Annotated in this window: 12 protein-coding genes and 1 tRNA gene; 7 read left to right on the top strand and 6 right to left on the bottom strand. The window is 64.9% G+C overall.

Annotation, left to right across the window (positions count from 1 at the left end; genetic code table 11):
- The first annotated feature begins 2 nt into the window (after window positions 1-2).
- Both BRADO_RS06905 and BRADO_RS06900 read left to right on the top strand, forming a co-directional pair.
- Window positions 3-1,283 carry a hypothetical protein gene (locus BRADO_RS06905; RefSeq protein WP_041756200.1) on the top strand — a complete coding sequence of 427 codons (1,281 nt, stop codon included), beginning with the start codon at window positions 3-5 and terminating at the stop codon, window positions 1,281-1,283.
- Between the two features lie 226 nt (window positions 1,284-1,509).
- A tRNA-Val gene (locus BRADO_RS06900) sits at window positions 1,510-1,584 on the top strand.
- An 82-nt stretch (window positions 1,585-1,666) separates the two neighbouring features.
- Here the strand turns inward: BRADO_RS06900 and BRADO_RS06895 are convergent.
- The 3 genes from BRADO_RS06895 to BRADO_RS06885 form a co-directional block, all read right to left on the bottom strand.
- Window positions 1,667-2,188 (bottom strand): hypothetical protein, encoded by a 522-nt coding sequence (locus tag BRADO_RS06895; protein WP_244422978.1) that lies wholly within the window; start codon window positions 2,186-2,188, stop codon window positions 1,667-1,669.
- Window positions 2,189-2,209: 21 nt separating this feature from the next.
- On the bottom strand, window positions 2,210-4,087 hold the full coding sequence (locus tag BRADO_RS06890) for a potassium transporter Kup (RefSeq protein ID WP_011924592.1): 1,878 nt from the start codon (window positions 4,085-4,087) through the stop codon (window positions 2,210-2,212).
- A gap of 276 nt (window positions 4,088-4,363) precedes the next feature.
- Window positions 4,364-5,269: a ribonuclease Z gene (locus BRADO_RS06885; protein ID WP_011924591.1), complete on the bottom strand. Its 906-nt coding sequence runs from the start codon at window positions 5,267-5,269 to the stop codon at window positions 4,364-4,366.
- A gap of 267 nt (window positions 5,270-5,536) precedes the next feature.
- Between BRADO_RS06885 and dinB the strand changes: the two genes are divergently transcribed.
- Window positions 5,537-6,643: a DNA polymerase IV gene (gene dinB, locus BRADO_RS06880; RefSeq protein WP_011924590.1), complete on the top strand. Its 1,107-nt coding sequence runs from the start codon at window positions 5,537-5,539 to the stop codon at window positions 6,641-6,643.
- A 59-nt stretch (window positions 6,644-6,702) separates the two neighbouring features.
- Here dinB and BRADO_RS06875 read toward each other — a convergent pair whose 3' ends face one another.
- Window positions 6,703-8,070, bottom strand: a complete 1,368-nt coding sequence (locus BRADO_RS06875) for a prenyltransferase (protein ID WP_011924589.1) — start codon at window positions 8,068-8,070, stop codon at window positions 6,703-6,705.
- 398 nt (window positions 8,071-8,468) lie between these two features.
- On the opposite strand from BRADO_RS06875, the gene BRADO_RS06870 reads away from it, so the two are divergent.
- The 4 genes from BRADO_RS06870 (at window position 8,469) to BRADO_RS06855 (ending at window position 13,165) form a co-directional block, all read left to right on the top strand.
- Window positions 8,469-10,160 carry a PQQ-dependent methanol/ethanol family dehydrogenase gene (locus BRADO_RS06870; RefSeq protein WP_011924588.1) on the top strand — a complete coding sequence of 564 codons (1,692 nt, stop codon included), beginning with the start codon at window positions 8,469-8,471 and terminating at the stop codon, window positions 10,158-10,160.
- An 86-nt stretch (window positions 10,161-10,246) separates the two neighbouring features.
- On the top strand, window positions 10,247-11,452 hold the full coding sequence (locus BRADO_RS06865; protein WP_011924587.1) for a c-type cytochrome: 1,206 nt from the start codon (window positions 10,247-10,249) through the stop codon (window positions 11,450-11,452).
- 68 nt (window positions 11,453-11,520) lie between these two features.
- Entirely contained in the window at window positions 11,521-12,210 is a 690-nt protein-coding gene (locus BRADO_RS06860) for a response regulator transcription factor (RefSeq protein WP_041756199.1), read from the top strand.
- Window positions 12,211-12,424: 214 nt separating this feature from the next.
- Entirely contained in the window at window positions 12,425-13,165 is a 741-nt protein-coding gene (locus tag BRADO_RS06855) for a response regulator transcription factor (protein WP_041756198.1), read from the top strand.
- Here BRADO_RS06855 and BRADO_RS06850 read toward each other — a convergent pair.
- Window positions 13,119-14,468, bottom strand: coding sequence for a hybrid sensor histidine kinase/response regulator (locus BRADO_RS06850; protein WP_011924584.1), 1,350 nt, complete (start codon window positions 14,466-14,468; stop codon window positions 13,119-13,121). The two genes, BRADO_RS06855 and BRADO_RS06850, sit on opposite strands and share 47 nt — an antisense overlap.
- On the bottom strand, window positions 14,465-15,631 hold the full coding sequence (locus BRADO_RS06845) for an FIST N-terminal domain-containing protein (RefSeq protein ID WP_011924583.1): 1,167 nt from the start codon (window positions 15,629-15,631) through the stop codon (window positions 14,465-14,467). The genes BRADO_RS06850 and BRADO_RS06845 overlap by 4 nt, the downstream gene beginning before the upstream one ends.
- Between the last annotated feature and the right edge of the window lie 86 nt (window positions 15,632-15,717).

Below are 15,717 nucleotides of genomic sequence, written 5' to 3'. Positions count from 1 at the left end.
TCATGGTCGAGCCGATCATGTATTTTGCGATCGGTTTTCTGATCGCCATGCTCTGTGCCCTCATGATCGTGCCCCTGGTGCACAATCGTGCGGTACGGCTGACCACACGCCGGCTGGAAGCGGCGACGCCGCTCTCCATGGCCGAGATCCAGGCCGACAAGGACCAGTTGCGCGCGGAGTTCGCGATGTCGGCGCGGCGGCTCGAGATGAGCGTCGACGCGCTCAAGAACAAGGCCACCGGCCAGCTCGCCGATCTCGGCAAGAAGACCGATGCCATCAACCGCATGAAGATCGAGCTCGGCGAAAAGAACGCCGCAATCTTCGCGCTGGAGGCGCGCGAGAAGGCGCTGAAGGATCAGCTCCGCGCCACGGAAGAAGAGTTCGCCGCCAAGACCGAGGCGCTGCGCGCCGCCGAGCAGGCGCTGAAGGAGAAGCAGGCCGAGCTGGTCCGCCTCACCGCCGAGCTCACCGACAAGTCCATGCTCGCCGACAGCCGGCAGGTCGAGCTGGTCTCGGTCAAGACCCAGGTCGAGGAGCTGCGCACCCGCGTCGCCGAGGCCGAGAAGGAATTCTCCGCGACCCAGGCCCGTCTGGCGCTGGAGCGTGACGAATCCGACACCGCCACCAAGGCGCTCAACGATGCCCGCGCGCGGGTCGAAAATCTCAGCCAGCGTGTCACCGAGCTCGACCGCCAGCTGATCGTCCAGGTCAAGGAGGCCGAGATGCTGGCGAGCCGCGTCGCCGACCTCGAAGGCCGGCTGTCGACCCAGGGCAAGCTGCTCGCCGAGCGCGACTTCGAGAACAATCAGCTGCGCGAGGCCAATGCCGCCGCCGACCGCGCTCTGAAGGAGCTGCGCGAGGAGCTCGCAGGCCATGGCAGCGGCAAGTCCGCCGCCTTCGAGCGGCTGAAGTCCGAGAAGGCCGCGCTCGAGGAGCAGCTGCAGGCCGCCCGCGACGAGCGCACCAAGCTGCAGCGCGAGATGAACGCGATCCAGCAACAGGCCGAGAGCACCTGGGCCCAGGAGCGCATGGAGAACGCGCTCTTGCGCGAGCGCATCAACGACATCGCCGCCGAAGTGGCGAAGCTCGCGATGCAGATCGAGGGTCCGAACTCGACCATCGAAGCCATGCTGGCCTCCGAGCCCGCCGCCAAGCCCGCCAACGCCAACGGCGCTCCCGCTACCCCCGCCGCCGCCGGCGGCGCACCGCAGGGCGGCACGCTGGCCGACCGCATCCGCGCGCTGCAGTCCCACGCCTCGCGGGCGCGCCAGATCGGGGCCTGAGGACGGCTCGCATGTCCGCCTGGCTGGCATCCAGCCCAGGGTGGGTCATCAAACCGCCGATTTCCCGTTCGGTCGGACGCAGCGCGGCAGCCCCGCGCAGTTTTCCTCGCCAACCCCGCCGCAAATCCTTGACACCCCCCGCCCGCGCTTCGTAAATCGCGGGCTTCGACGGACTGCTTCGGCAGCTGCCCGTTACGGCCTTTGGCCTGGGCAGCCACGGGGATCCGGGCGCATAGCTCAGCGGGAGAGCGTTCCCTTCACACGGGAGAGGTCCAAGGTTCGATCCCTTGTGCGCCCACCATTCTTGATTGACCGACGATCCCGGGCGACGGATTGCTTGACCGTTCAAATCTCCCCGCCGCGCAAGCTCGCTCAACAGCTCATCATCGCGCGCAATGCCGGATGAAGGCGACGTCCTTCGGGTAGAGATACGTGTAGGGATCGACATGCTCGAGGGCGTGATGTCGGATCACCCAGTCGCGGACTTCCGGTGCATAGGCCTGCATCATCAGTTGGGTGAGCCCGAAGTTGAAGCTCCGGTCGCTGTTGTGAGCGGCGTGAAACATGAAATAGCCGCGCGGCGCGATGCAGATCTTGTTGAGCGGAACGACACCCAGGACCGTCGTGCAGGCGGATTTGCATTGTCCGTCGATGACGACGCGATCGTAGTGTTGATTCACTTGCGTGTACTTGTAGATGTGCGCCGCGACGTTGCCGCCCGGGCCATGAAGATAATACACGGTCTCGGCCTTGGCCGGCCGGGCCATGGCCAACAGGCCGAGTGATATCCCAATCGCAATCCTTGAAAGCTTCATCCCGTCCCCCATCGCACGCGCCGAGCACAGCCCCCGGTCCCCAAGTGAGTCGATCCGCCGTCGTTCGTCAGCCACAGCAATCGCGAGCATAGCGTCAGCGCTCAGCTGCGATCAAATCGCCACCTGCCGGCCGATCTCCACGACGCTGTCGCGTGGCAGGCTGAAGAAGTCGCTGACGTGGAGCGAGTTGCGCTCCATGGCGGCGAACAATTGCTCCTGCCACGCCGGCAGGCCTTTGCCATCGTCGCGCGCGGTCACCGTTTCGTGCCCGACATAGTAGGTGATATCGTCGAGATCGATGCGGCAGCCGCGCGCCTTGCTGGCCTTGAGCAATTCGGGAATGTGAGGCCGCTCCATGAAGCCGAATGTCGCCTCGGCACGCCAGACATTCGGCGCGAGCTCCTCGATCTTCAGCCGGTCATCCGGGGCGACCCAGGGAATCGAGATCACCTCCACCCGCAGCACCAGCAGATGCTCATGTAGCGCGCGGTTGTGCTTGACGTGCCAGAGCATCACCGGCGGCGCGCCGCGCTCCGTCCGGGTCAGGAACACCGCCGTGCCGGGGACCCTGGGGACCTTCTTCTCGGCGATGTCGGCCATGAACTGCGCCACCGGGATCAGCCGCTCGCGCATGCGTTCGGCCACGGCCGCAGCCCCCCGGTGCCAGATCCACATCAGGCCATAGACGCTGGTCGCCAGCAGCAGCGGCACGTAGCCGCCCTCGGCGATCTTGGTCAGATTGGCCAGGAAGAATGCGCTGTCGATGGTCAGGAAGACGCCCGCCACCGCGCCGGCCGCAAGCAGACTCCACTGCCAGATCTCGCGCATGGCGATGAACAGCAGCGCCGACGTCATCAGCATCGTCAGCGACACCGCGATGCCATAGGCCGACGCCAGATTGTCGGACTTGCCGAACCCGATCGTCAGGCTCACAGTGACGAGCATCAAGAGCCAGTTGACCGCCCCGACATAGATCTGGCCGTAGCCTTCCGACGAGGTCTGCTTGATCGCGAGCCGCGGCATCCAGCCGAGCTGGATCGCCTGCCGGGTCATGGAGAATGCACCGGTAATGACCGACTGGCTGGCGATGATGGTCGCCAAGGTCGCGAGCCCGATCAGCGGCAGCAGCAGCCCGTCCGGGCAGAGCCTGAAGAAGATGTTGCCATCCGTCGGCGCGCCGTCGATCACCAGCGCCGCCTGGCCGGCGTAGTTGATGATCAGGCTGGGAAAGACGACCGCAAACCAGGCGAGCTTGATCGGTCCGGCGCCGAAATGCCCCATGTCGGCGTAGAGCGCCTCCGCGCCGGTCACGCACAGGAACACCGAGCCGAGCACCAAGAAGCCGGTGGCGCCGTTGGACACCAGATAAGACAATCCGTAGCTCGGATTGATCGCCGCGAACACCGTTGGGTGCCTGGCGATCCCAACCAGTCCCAACACCGCGATGGTCACGAACCACAGCAGCATGACCGGCCCGAACAGACGCCCGATCGAGGCCGTGCCGCGCGACTGGATCGCGAACAGCGCGAGCAGAATCACGACGGCCGCCGGCACGACATAAGGCTGCAGCGCGGGCGCCGCCATGTTCAGGCCTTCGAGCGCCGAGAGCACGGAAATGGCCGGCGTGATCGCGCCGTCGCCATAGATCAGCGCCGCGCCGAACAGGCCGAGCGCGACGATCGTCGGCCGACGCTGGCGCTTCACGCCGAGCAATGCCATCAGCGCCAGGATGCCGCCCTCGCCGTCATTGTCGACGCGCATCGCGAACATCACGTATTTCACAGTCGTGATGATGAACAGCGTCCAGATCACCAGCGACAGCGCGCCGAGCACGGCGGCGGCGCCTGTCGGCTGCCCGCCGGTGCCGAGGATCGTCTTGAACGTATACAGCGGACTCGTGCCGATGTCGCCGAACACGATGCCAAGCGCCGACAGTGCAAGCAGGCTGAGCCGGCCTTGCGGCGGTTGATGCGCAAGGTTTGCGTTCATCGAAGCCTTGTCGTCGTTCAATGTCACCCCCGATGTCAGCGAATGGCGCTCGTCCTGCTTCGCGGGCCCCTATCATAGAATCGATCATTGCGCGTTGCGACACCGAGGCGGCGGTCACCGCATCTTTGTCGCGTTCACGGGACCCGACGCAAAGCAGCGTTTGCAGCCGTTCAAAACCGTTGACGAGACCTCCGTTCCAATCCCTGCGGCGTGCTCGAGGTCGGCCGATGCGGCCCCTCTCGAAGCGACGAGTGACCTGGCGGGCGCTGCGAACAGCTACACGGTCAATCGGTCGAAGTCCGACGCGATCCGGGTGGCCGGGAAAATCGACCTGGCCTCCGCCAGAATCTCTTCGTCGGGATAGCGGCCGGAGATGTGGTTCAGCACGAGCTGACCGACATTGCCGGAGGCTGCAAGCGCGGCCGCCTCTGCCGCCGTCAAGTGACCATAGTCGCGCGCGGTCGCGGAATCGCGTTGGAGAAACGTCGCCTCGATCACCAGCAGATCCGCGCCGCGGACGTGCGCCTGCAGACCATCGGTGGTTTCGGTGTCACCGACAATCACGAGTTTTTTCCCGCCACCCGGGGTCCCGAGGACGTCCTCAGGAGTAACGATTCGGCCGTCATCGAGCGTGACCGGGTATCCGTCCGCCAATGTCTTTCGAATCGGCCCATCCGGCACCGCGAGAGCCGCGAGGCGCTCCGGCAGCAGATGACGGCGAGCCGGGCTAACGAATTCAAAGCCGAAGCTGTCGGTGTCGCGATGCCGGACCGCGAAACAGTTGATCGTGAACGCGCCGGCGTCGAGGACCTGCCCGGGTGTGAGCGGCACGAGTTCAAGCGGAATGGGCGCGCGGCCGTCGCCCCACAGCCCTGCGAGCATGCGAATGACCACGTCGATTGTACCCGGGCTGCCATGAACGCTCATGACGTCGGCACTCCGGCGCAGCCGCAGGGTGGAAAACAATCCGGGAATGCCAAGGACATGGTCGAGATGCCCGTGGGTCAGCAGGATGCGGTCGAGCCGGCGAAATCCCGCCCCGCTCGCCAGCAGCTGGCGCTGAATGCCCTCGCCGCAATCGACCAGAATCCGCTGCCCGCCGGCCTGGACCAGAAGCCCCGGATGGTTGCGGTCATGCGACGGGACGCTCGCCGAGGTTCCCAGGAAGATCAGCTCGAACATCGACGCGACGTTACAACGGATCTGGCCAAAAGAGCATCCGCGGGTCTGCCCCTGGCACCTGCGCCGGCTGTCTCATCGGGATCAATTCGACGTCCTTCTTCCACTTGCCAACCTCATCGCGCCGCCAAGCCCGCCCCAAACCACTCCCTGGGGGTACGGGTCCCGGCTCAAGGCCGGGACGACGGCGGAGCTTGGAGCGGCCGCACCGGCAAAGCCGAACAAGCCCTGCTGACAGACTTTGGCGCCTGGCTCTGATACATCTCTCTCATGCCAAGCTCCGGTCCGGACCCGGATGCCGCGCCGACGGCCATCCGCAAGATCATCCACATCGACATGGATGCATTCTATGCGTCGGTCGAGCAGCGGGACAATCCCGAGCTGCGCGGCAGGCCCGTGGCCGTCGGCGGCTCACGCGAGCGCGGCGTGGTGGCGGCCGCGAGCTATGAGGCGCGCAAGTTCGGCGTGCGCTCGGCGATGCCGTCGATGACCGCCAAGCGGCTCTGTCCCGACCTGATCTTCGTCAAGCCGCGATTCGAGGTCTACAAGGCGATCAGCCAGCAGATTCGCGCGATCTTCGCCGAGCACACGCCGATCATCGAGCCGCTGTCGCTCGACGAAGCCTATCTCGACGTCACCGACAATCTGCAGGGCATCCCGCTCGCCCGCGACATTGCCTTGCAGATCCGCGCCAGGATCAAGGCGGAGACCGGCCTCAACGCTTCCGCCGGGATCTCCTACAACAAATTCCTGGCAAAGCTCGCCTCGGATCATCGCAAGCCGAACGGCCAATATGTGATCTCTCCGGAGACGGGCGCGGCGTTCGTCGAGGGGCTGCCGGTCGGCAGGTTTCACGGCATCGGCCCGGCAACCGCCGCCAAGTTCAATGCGCTCGGAATTCACACCGGCCTCGACATCCGCAATCAGACCTTGCCGTTCCTGCAGCAGCACTTCGGAAAGGCAGGCAGCTACTATTATTGGATCTCGCGCGGGATCGATCATCGCCCGGTCAGGGCCAACCGCATCCGCAAATCGATCGGCGCGGAGAACACGTTCGCCACCGACCTGATCGAGTTCGAGCCGATGGCGGCCGAGTTGCAGCCCCTGATCGACAAGGTCTGGCGCCACTGTGACGCGACCGGCAACAGAGGGCGAACGGTCACGTTGAAGGTCAAGTTCGCCGACTTCGACGTCATCACGCGCAGCAGGTCCGTTGCGACGGCGGTCTCCAGCCGCGCGGAACTCGAGCGCCTGTCGCTGGCGCTGCTTCAGGCCGAGCTGCCGTTGCCCAAGCCGGTACGTCTGCTCGGCGTCTCGCTGTCATCGCTGCAGGAGGCGGAGGCGGTCGTCGAGACGCAGCTGGCCATGCCGATCTGAGCCGCGATTGGCGGAGCAAAAAGCGCCTGCGCGGTGACGGCGTCGCGCGCAAGCGATCGCTAGTTCCTCATCAGCAAATCGAACCGCCGCCGATCAACCGCCTCTCGTGCCGTCAGACCTGCCGCGTTGCAGAGATCCGGAGCATAGATCTGGCATGGCTGCTCCTGCCGCGCGATCGCGGCGTCGATACGATTTAGCAGGCTCCTCGGATCCATGCTGGGCGGGGCTGCGATCTTCCCTCTCACCACATGCTTCTCCATCCGCTCATGGGTGTCGTGATCACGTCCAGGATCGCGCCAGCAGTTCGCGCACAGCATCTCGACCGACTCGGAATGTGAGTAGATCACCGCGTCATCCTCAAGTTGATCGCTGAGGTCGGCGAGTTGCCTGTCTGACTCCTGGGTCCCGGCGAAGTCGAAGACTTGATAGCTGCGGCGGATCAGCGTCGCCAGATGCGGGAACACCGGGATCTTCAGCTCACCATAGGTGTGATGGGTCATCGGCGCGCCATCGAACAGAACGACGTCGCCGTAATTCACGCCGAGCCGCTGGTAGAGCACGCTGCGGATGATGCCGTGGCAGGGGCTCAGCCGTTCGATCCAGATCGTCTCCTCCATGCCGGGATCGTCGTTGTCGGCCGAGCGCTCGGCGAGCGGCCGCTCGGCCAGCTTCACCTTGCATTGACCGAGCCGACATTCGGGCAGGCCGAAGCGGCCGGGTGCGATGTCCAATCCAAGGCTTTTCCAGACATCGAGCGCGACGGCGGCATGTCCGGCGCCGGTGGCGCAGATGCCGAGATTCCATTGATAGCTCTGGACGGGCTCGTCCAGCAGGCTGGACGCGACCTGGTTCGCGATCAAGCCGTCGGCGAACCGGCCGCGCGTCTTGTAGAACAGTCCCAACCCATAGTGATATTCGGGGTTGCGCGGATCGATCTCGGTCAGGGCGCGGTAGCTGCGTTCCGCCGTCTCGTCATGCTGACGCGCCAGCATGCGCGCGGCTGTCGCCAGTGCGTTGAGCAACGGCTCATGCTCGGACGTTCCCTGGCCAACGGCCGCCAGGCTACGCAGCCGCTCGAACACTGTGACGAAGAGCGCATTGTCGGGCGGCGGCGCATTGAGATCATCGACATCCCGCACGGCTTCGAGGCAGCGACCGAGCGCGACGAGGACATCGACATCCTGGTCGTGGCACCGGGCGATGTCGCCGACGATCTCAGCCGCGACGTCGCGCGGCAGGCAGAACTGATCGACGATCCACAGCAGCGCCATGGCGGCTTCGCTCTGACGCGGCTGCGCCTTGCGCAGGGGGGCCAACGCTCGCAACGCAGCCTCGGCATTCCCCGCCTGAGCCTCGGCCAAGGCGCCCCGCGCCGATGCTTCGATCTGTTCGGACGATAGCACCACGCTCAGCTCGTTCGATGTCATCGGCGATGCCCCAAACGCTCACCCGGCTCGGTTCGAGCGCAAACCTATTTCACCCCGTGCTCAGAAGACCTGACGCGGCGCGCGCCGCAAGCACCGACGCGATTGCGTTCGCGGCTGGTCCCATGACTATACGGATACACGTGCCCGTACCACACCGACGCCGCTCCCGCCATCAAAAGCCTGGCCTAAGCCTCCGCCACGGTTGAAGAATCGTCGCTGAACTCCGTTTCCCCGGCCTACTACCTTCCGCCTATGAGAGCGCGGCTGAGCTGATGCTGTAATCCCGCTCGGTGCTTGCAGCGCGACTGCACATCCCGGGGGGGTGGCGCGCACACGTCACACAACCACAACAAAGACACATGCGGAGGGAACTGATGAATTTCACGAGCAGGAGATTCTTGGCGGGCATCTCGACGGTTGCCTTCCTGGTTGCCGGCACGCTTGGCGTCCGCGCCAACGATTCGGCGATGAAGGCGGCCGCCGAGCCAGGGGCCTGGGCGATGGCGGGGCATGATTACGGCAACACCCGGTTCAGCCCCCTCAAGGAGATCAACACCGAGAACGCCGGCAAGCTGTCGCTGGTCTATTCATTCTCGCTGGCCTCGCTGCGCTCGAACGAGGCCTCGCCGATCGTGATAGGCAACACGCTCTACGTCTCGACCTCATGGGGACCGAAATACGTCTATGCGCTCGACGCCGCGACCGGCGCACGCAAATGGACCTACGAGCCGGAGATCCCGGACGATACGCTGCAATATGCCTGCTGCGACGTGAACAGCCGCGGCATCACCTACGCCGACGGCAAGCTGTTCGTCGGTCGACTCGACGGCAAGCTGACCGCGCTCGATGCCGCCACCGGGAAGGAGTTGTGGACCGCGAAAGTGGTCGACTACAAGCAGGGCTCGGTGATCACCTCGCCGCCCCTGGTGGTCCGCGACAAGGTCATCACCGGCTTCGGAGGCGGCGAGTATGGCGTACGCGGCTCGCTGCAGGCCTACGACATCAATTCCGGCAAGATGGTGTGGCAGACCTACACGGTGCCCGCGCCCGGCGAGCCCGGCAGCGAGACCTGGAAGGGCGACACCGGCCTGCATGGCGGCGGCGCCGCTTGGCTGGTCGGCTCCTACGATCCGAAGAGCGACACGGTCTATTGGGGCACCAGCAATCCCGGTCCCTGGAACACCGCCGTGCGCTCGACCGGCAATGGCGATTTCGGCAAGCTGACGAACCTCTACACCGCATCGACACTGGCGCTCGATCCGAACACCGGCAAGATCAAGTGGCATATCCAGACCACCCCCGCCGATGCCTGGGACTATGATGGCGTCAACGAGGCCGTGCTCGCCGACCTCAATGTCGGCGGAGCGGCCGTGCCGACCCTGATGAAGGCCGACCGCAACGGCTTTTTCTTCGTGGCCAACCGCGAGACGGGCAAGGTGATCTCGGCGGAAAAATATGTCTTCGCCAACTGGGCGCAGAAGTGGGACACTTCGACCTTGCGCGCGGTCGAGGACCCGGACAAGCGGCCGGGCCCGGGACATCCTGTCAAGGACGTCTGTCCGAACCTGATCGGCGGCAAGAATTGGCAGCCAATGTCGTACAGCCCGGACACCGGCTTGGTCTACATCCCCGCCAACAATGTCTGCATGGACTGGTCCGTCGGCGACGTCTCCTACAAGCGCGGCGTGTTCTATCTCGGTGCGGAATTCCCGACCAAGGAAGGACCGGGAGGGTTCCTCGGCGAGCTCATCGCCTGGGATCCCGTGAACAATAAGAAGGTGTGGTCGATCCAGGAGGATCTTCCCTTCAATGGCGGCACGCTCAGCACCGCCGGCGGCCTTGTGTTCTCCGGCAATCTGCACGGTGATTTCCGCGCCATCGACGCCAAGAGCGGCAAGATCCTGTGGAAGAAGAATCTCGGTTCGGGCATTGGCGCCGGTCCGGTGACCTACTCGGTCGACGGCAAGCAATACGTCGCCGTCGTCGTCGGGCGCACCGCCTCGATCCCGGCCTTCCTCGGCGAGATCGGCAAGAAGATGACGAACGCTGCCCCCGAAGGCGGCGCCCTGTTCGTATTCGCGGTCCAATAACCGCTGAGACGTCCGCAACAAAGGCCCGGCACGGTCGCAAAGACCGTGCCGGTCGACCAAACAAATAACAATCTGGAGGGATCGAGATGCGCACGAATCGTCAGACCGGCTCGAAGTGGCGGGCCAGCGGCGGATTGTCAGCATGCGCGACGATGCTGGCCGCGCTGGCCGCGTCCACCCTGCTGATCTCGACGGCCGGATGGGCCGGTGACGCGGACCCACTGCGCCTGTGCGCCGATCCGACCAATCTCCCGTTCTCCAGCGACATTCCTTCGCAGCCGGGATTCTATCTCGAGATCGGGCAAGCCCTGTCGCAACAGATCGGCCGCCCCGTGACCTACGACTGGTACAAGTCCTATTTCGGCAAGCGGACGGTGCGCGTGACGCTGCTGGGCCGGCAATGCGATGCGATGATCGGGCTGCCATTGTCCTCCGACTTCATGGGACCCGCCGTGATCTTCTCGAAAAAGATCACGACCGAAGCCTACGCGCTGGTCAGCCTGAAAACGCTGACCTTGAGCGGCATCGACGACCTCCGCGGCAAGCGTGTCGCCGTCCAATATCAGACGACGCCGCAAAACCTGCTGGCTGAGCGCGACGATATCGCGAAGGTGACGGTGCTGACGCCTGACGAGGGCATGGCGGCTCTCGCGCAGGGCAAGGCCGACGTCGCATTCGTGTGGGGTCCGGTCGCAGGCTGGCTCAACAAGACGGCCTATGACGGTCGCTTCCAGGTTCAGCCCGTGGAAGGCGCGGGCCTGTCCTGGGATGCCGCGATCGGCTTCGCTCGAACCTCCACCGAGCTGCGCGACCAGATCGACGCCGCCCTGCCGAAACTCGAGGGCCGGATCGCCGAGCTTGCCGCCAAATATGGGCTTCCGAGCGAGCCGCCCATCAAGCTCGGCGCCGCATCTGCTCCGATCCGGCTCGCTGCGCTCGGCAATCCCATCCCAATCGTGCGGCAATCCACCGCCGCGGCGACGGTGACGACGGTTGCGGAAACCGGCGCGAGCGATCCCAAGGCGGAAGTCGTGGTGCTCGGCAAGGAGATCTTCAACGGCACCTGCGCGCATTGTCACGGTCCGGACGCGGTGCAGGCCGAGCGTCGCATCGACCTGCGGCGGCTGCAGACGCGCTATGGCGAGGACATGCGCGACAAGTTCTGGACCACGGTGCATGAGGGCCGTCCCTCCAAGGGCATGCCGGCCTGGAAGGAGGTCTTTACCGACGACCAGTTCGAGAGCATCTATGCGTTCCTGCTGACCGTGCAGTCCTCAGAAACGGCGAATTGAGGAGCGCAGGCGGACCGCACGATCTGGCGGGACGGCCGGAGCGCGCGGGTGACAATCGAGAGCCGGACATGACGTGCTTCCTGATCATCGACGATCATCCGCTGTTTCGCGAGGCGCTCGGCAACGCCGTGCGGTTGGCGCATCCGGACGCGCAGATCTTCGACGCGCTGTCGATTGCCGATGCGCTCAACATTCTCGCGGCGCAATCCGAGATCGATCTGGCGCTCCTGGACCTGACGCTCCCCGATGCCACCGGTTTCTCTGGATTCCTCCGGCTTCGCGCCGCGCATCCGCGGTTGCCGGTTGCGATCGTGTCGAGTGAGGAAGACCAGCATGTGGTGCGCGAAGCGCTCGCGCTGGGCGCTGCAGGCTACCTGCCGAAGTCGACCTCGAAACGCGAGCTGACGGCCGCGATCGAACGCGTGCTCAGCGGCTCGATCTCCGTGCCCAAGGATTTGCTCCCTGCAGCCGATCGCGACGGCAACGGGTCGTCTCGCGCGCTGCAGGATCGCGTGGCGCAGCTGACACCGCAGCAGCTCCGCGTGCTCGACCTGATCAGGCGCGGTTATCAGAACCGGGACATTGCCGCCGAGCTGCAGCTCGCGGAATCGACCGTCAAGGCGCATATCACCGAGGTGCTGAGAAAGCTCCGGCTGTTCAGCCGCAACAAGGCCGTCATCGAAACCGGCAAGATCGAGCTGCCCCTGCCGAGCGACCGTCAGAGCTCGCGACCCGCGCCGCGCAGAAAGCAGCAATAGCCAACGCGTATTTGCTGCAACGCGAGAAGCGACAAGCCTGGCGGTCATCGCAGCGGCGCCCGCGTCGTGATCGTTGATTGCTCCACAGCAAAGCGCTATCGCTGGCGGGTTGGCTCTGCCGTTCGATCGAAGACGATGCGCAGACATCGCAGCGAATGTCAGTCCGCGACTTGCAACCTGGATCTCGATCCAGCCCGGGGGGAGTGGCAGGCACGTGGCTCGATTGCTGATCATCGAGGACCATCCGCTGTTTCGCGAGGCGCTGGAGAATGCGATCAGCGCAGCGCTGCCCGATGCCGAGATGCTCCAAGCGACGTCCATCGACACGGCCATCGGTCTTCTGTCGCCGCCACCAGGGGTCGACCTGATCCTGCTCGACCTCTCGACGCCCGGCACCACCGGCCTCTCTGGCGTCATTCGCTTGCGCAAATCAGCGCCAAGGACACCGATCCTCGTGGTGTCGGCGCACCAAGACCCGCGGCTGGTCGCTTATGTGCTATCCTTGGGGGTAGCCGGCTACGTCTCGAAGTCGTCCACCAAAGAGCAACTGGCCCACGCGATCAACAGCGTGCTGCGCGGTGACGTCCATGTTCCGGGCAGCGCACGCTCGGCCGAGGCGCGACGGACCAGGCTCCCCGCGCAGGATCTGCTGAAACGACTTCACGACCTGACACCTCAGCAGTTGCGCGTGCTCGACCAGATTCGGTGCGGGCTGCAGAACAAGCAGATCGCCTATGAGCTCGGGATCTGCGAGACCACGGTGAAGGTCCATGTCTCGGATATCCTGCGAAAGCTCCAGGTCACGAGCCGGACCCAGGCCATCATCGAAATGGAGAAGCTCGACTTCGTGAACCTGATCGGCGAAGCGCGCGGTCCGGCCGATGCGCCGAGAGACGGCGCCGCTCCGCTCACGTCAACAGGAACGACAACAGTGCGCGAAGCTCCGCCGGCCTGACAGGCTTGGTCAGGATCTCGAGCCCGAAAAGGCTTGCTTCCTTCGCGGCGGCCTCCGAATAGTCAGCGGTGACGATCATGGCCGGCACATCGCTGCCGATGAATTGCCGGATGTCGCGGATCGCGGCCAGTCCGCTTTCATCGCCATCGAGATGCAGATCCGCGATGATGGTTTCCGGTACTGCGCCGAGCGTGCTCAGGCGCTGCAAGGCGTCATGCAGCGAGACCGTCGCCACGACGTCGCAGCCCCACTTTTCCAGCAGGCTGACCATGGCCTCCGCGCCAGCGGCGTCGTTTTCGATCAGCAGGATCCTGGAGCCTTCGAGCCCGCTATACTCGTGGTCGACCTGATCCACCGGCTGCGGCTCCGGAGGCACGGCCGCGGCGTCGACGCGGTCGAGTTCGAGCGTGAATGTGGAGCCGTGGTCGATCCGCGACGCCAGCCGGACCTGATGATCCAGCGCCTTGGCGAAACGCCGGACGATCGAGAGGCCGAGCCCAAACCCGGCCTGATCCTCGGTGCTCGGCTGACCGCGCTGGAATTCAAGAAAGATCGCCTCCTGCTGCGGCTTCGGAATGCCGGGCCCGGTGTCGCGAACCTCGATGCGAACACGGCCAGGTCCCGGGCCGCGGCGACATCCCATTACGACCCCGCCGCGACGGGTGTAACGCAAGGCGTTGGCCAGGAGGTTCTGCAGGATGCGCCGCAGCATCATCGCATCGGATTCCACGGCGAGCGATGTCGGACTGATACGCAACGCCAATCCGCGTTTTGCCGCGATAGGGGCGAACTCACGTTCCAACGGCTCGAATAAGGTCGACAGCAGAATGGGCCGCATCTCCGGACGCAAGGCACCGGCATCCAGCTTGGCGATGTCGAGCAGCGATCGCAGCAGGTCCTCCAGCATGGACAGCGAGCGGTCGACCTGCCCGAGCATGCTCGCCCCGCGCTCGGATTGAACCTCGTCTGCCAAGGTGGAGAGCGTCAGCCGCGCCGCATTGAGGGGCTGCAGCAGATCATGCGTCACGGAGATCAGGACCGAGGACTTCAGCGAGCTGGCCGCCTCGGCCTGCTGTTTGGCGTGATATAGATTCTTATTTGCCGTCTCGATCGAATGTAGCGCGTCGCGCAGCTGCCGCGTCCGCTCTCGGACCTGCTGATCCAGCGCGATCGCCGTCTCGAACAGCGAGAATGCGTTGAATTGCTGGTCCATCGAGCGTTCGACCCGGGACATCAGCGCGGCGTTGATCTTCCTGAGCTTGGCCGCCTCGCGCTGCAGCTCCTCGGAATTGGACGCACTCATCGCGGCGCTCCGGCGCGTCTGCCGATCGCCACGCCCGTCAGCGTCTGATTGACATGCATCGAGCCGTACTGCTCACCATAGGTATGAAAACCGACGATGCGGTTGTCGCGATAGAGCTCGGACATCTCGCGCGCGAACTGGTGCTGCTCGGCGTCGAGGCGCCGGAGGATGCATTCGAAGCCGATGAAGATCGAGACCTCACCGAGGTCGTCGCGGACTTCGGCCAGCATCTCACGGGCGGCCGCGACCGAGTTGCGCGACCGCGCCGCCGTCAGCACCATGCCCTCGTCGATTGCGCAGAAGAAGCGCAGCGATCCATCCGGGCTCACACGCTGGATGGAGCGCGCGAAATACGAGCCGCCGACGCGCACCAGCACCGGATGAGCCGCGAACAAGAACGGGTCGAGCTCGGAATCGGCAATGCCCACAGCGCGGCAATACTCCTCCGCGGCCGGCTCCGCATTGAGCTGCTTGACGATGCGCTGTTCGAGATCGGCTTCCGTCACGACCATCTTGGTCGAGGTCGGCTCGAAATTGTCGCACTTGAACAACCGGAACGGCAGCGAGGTCCTGATCAGGATCAGCAGCGCGGCATCGGTATGGGCCTTGCCCTGATAGAACACCCAGGTGCGCTCGAAGCGCAGGCCGTCGCCAGCCGAGCCGCCCACCAGCGGAATGTTGTCGAGCGAGGCATAGATCGCCGACATGATCGCCTCTTCCCGCTGGCATAGGCCGTCGATCAGGACGAGGCCGAACACGCCTTCGCCGTCGCCATCACGGAGCAGATCCTGCCGCAGCTCGTTGCCGAGATGGCGGCCCTCATCGACGCGAAAGCCCGAAAGGCCGAAAATCGGCTGCGCCACCACGGTGAAATCGTCGGCAGCAAAGGCAAGCGCGACGACGCTGTTGTCCTCCCAGCCATCGGGCGACAGCTCGCCCGCCGTCGTGCAGCCGTACACCGGAACGTTCGGAAGGCTTGCCGTAATTGCGGCGATGAACGCCTGCGGATCGTAGTGGGGCGACAGGAAGATCAGCACCATCGCCAGTCCATCGGCCGGCAACTGGCCGCGAATATCCGCCGCCGCGGCCGCGACCGTCGCAGCTTTCGATTTCGTGGCGATCACGCCGCACGGACGCGTCGGCCGAGACTCGGCATCTGCCACCAGGCACCTCCCCGGACGACATCGTCCGTTTGTTCATTCGTTTTTTTAGAAGATTAGGCGATTTGATCCGCAACGGCAACCGCGTG

Origin of the sequence: Bradyrhizobium sp. ORS 278, from assembly GCF_000026145.1 — a bacterium.
Classification (GTDB): Bacteria; Pseudomonadota; Alphaproteobacteria; order Rhizobiales; family Xanthobacteraceae; genus Bradyrhizobium.
Note: the sequence above shows the minus strand (reverse complement) of the source record. Positions and strands in the feature narration are given on the sequence as shown.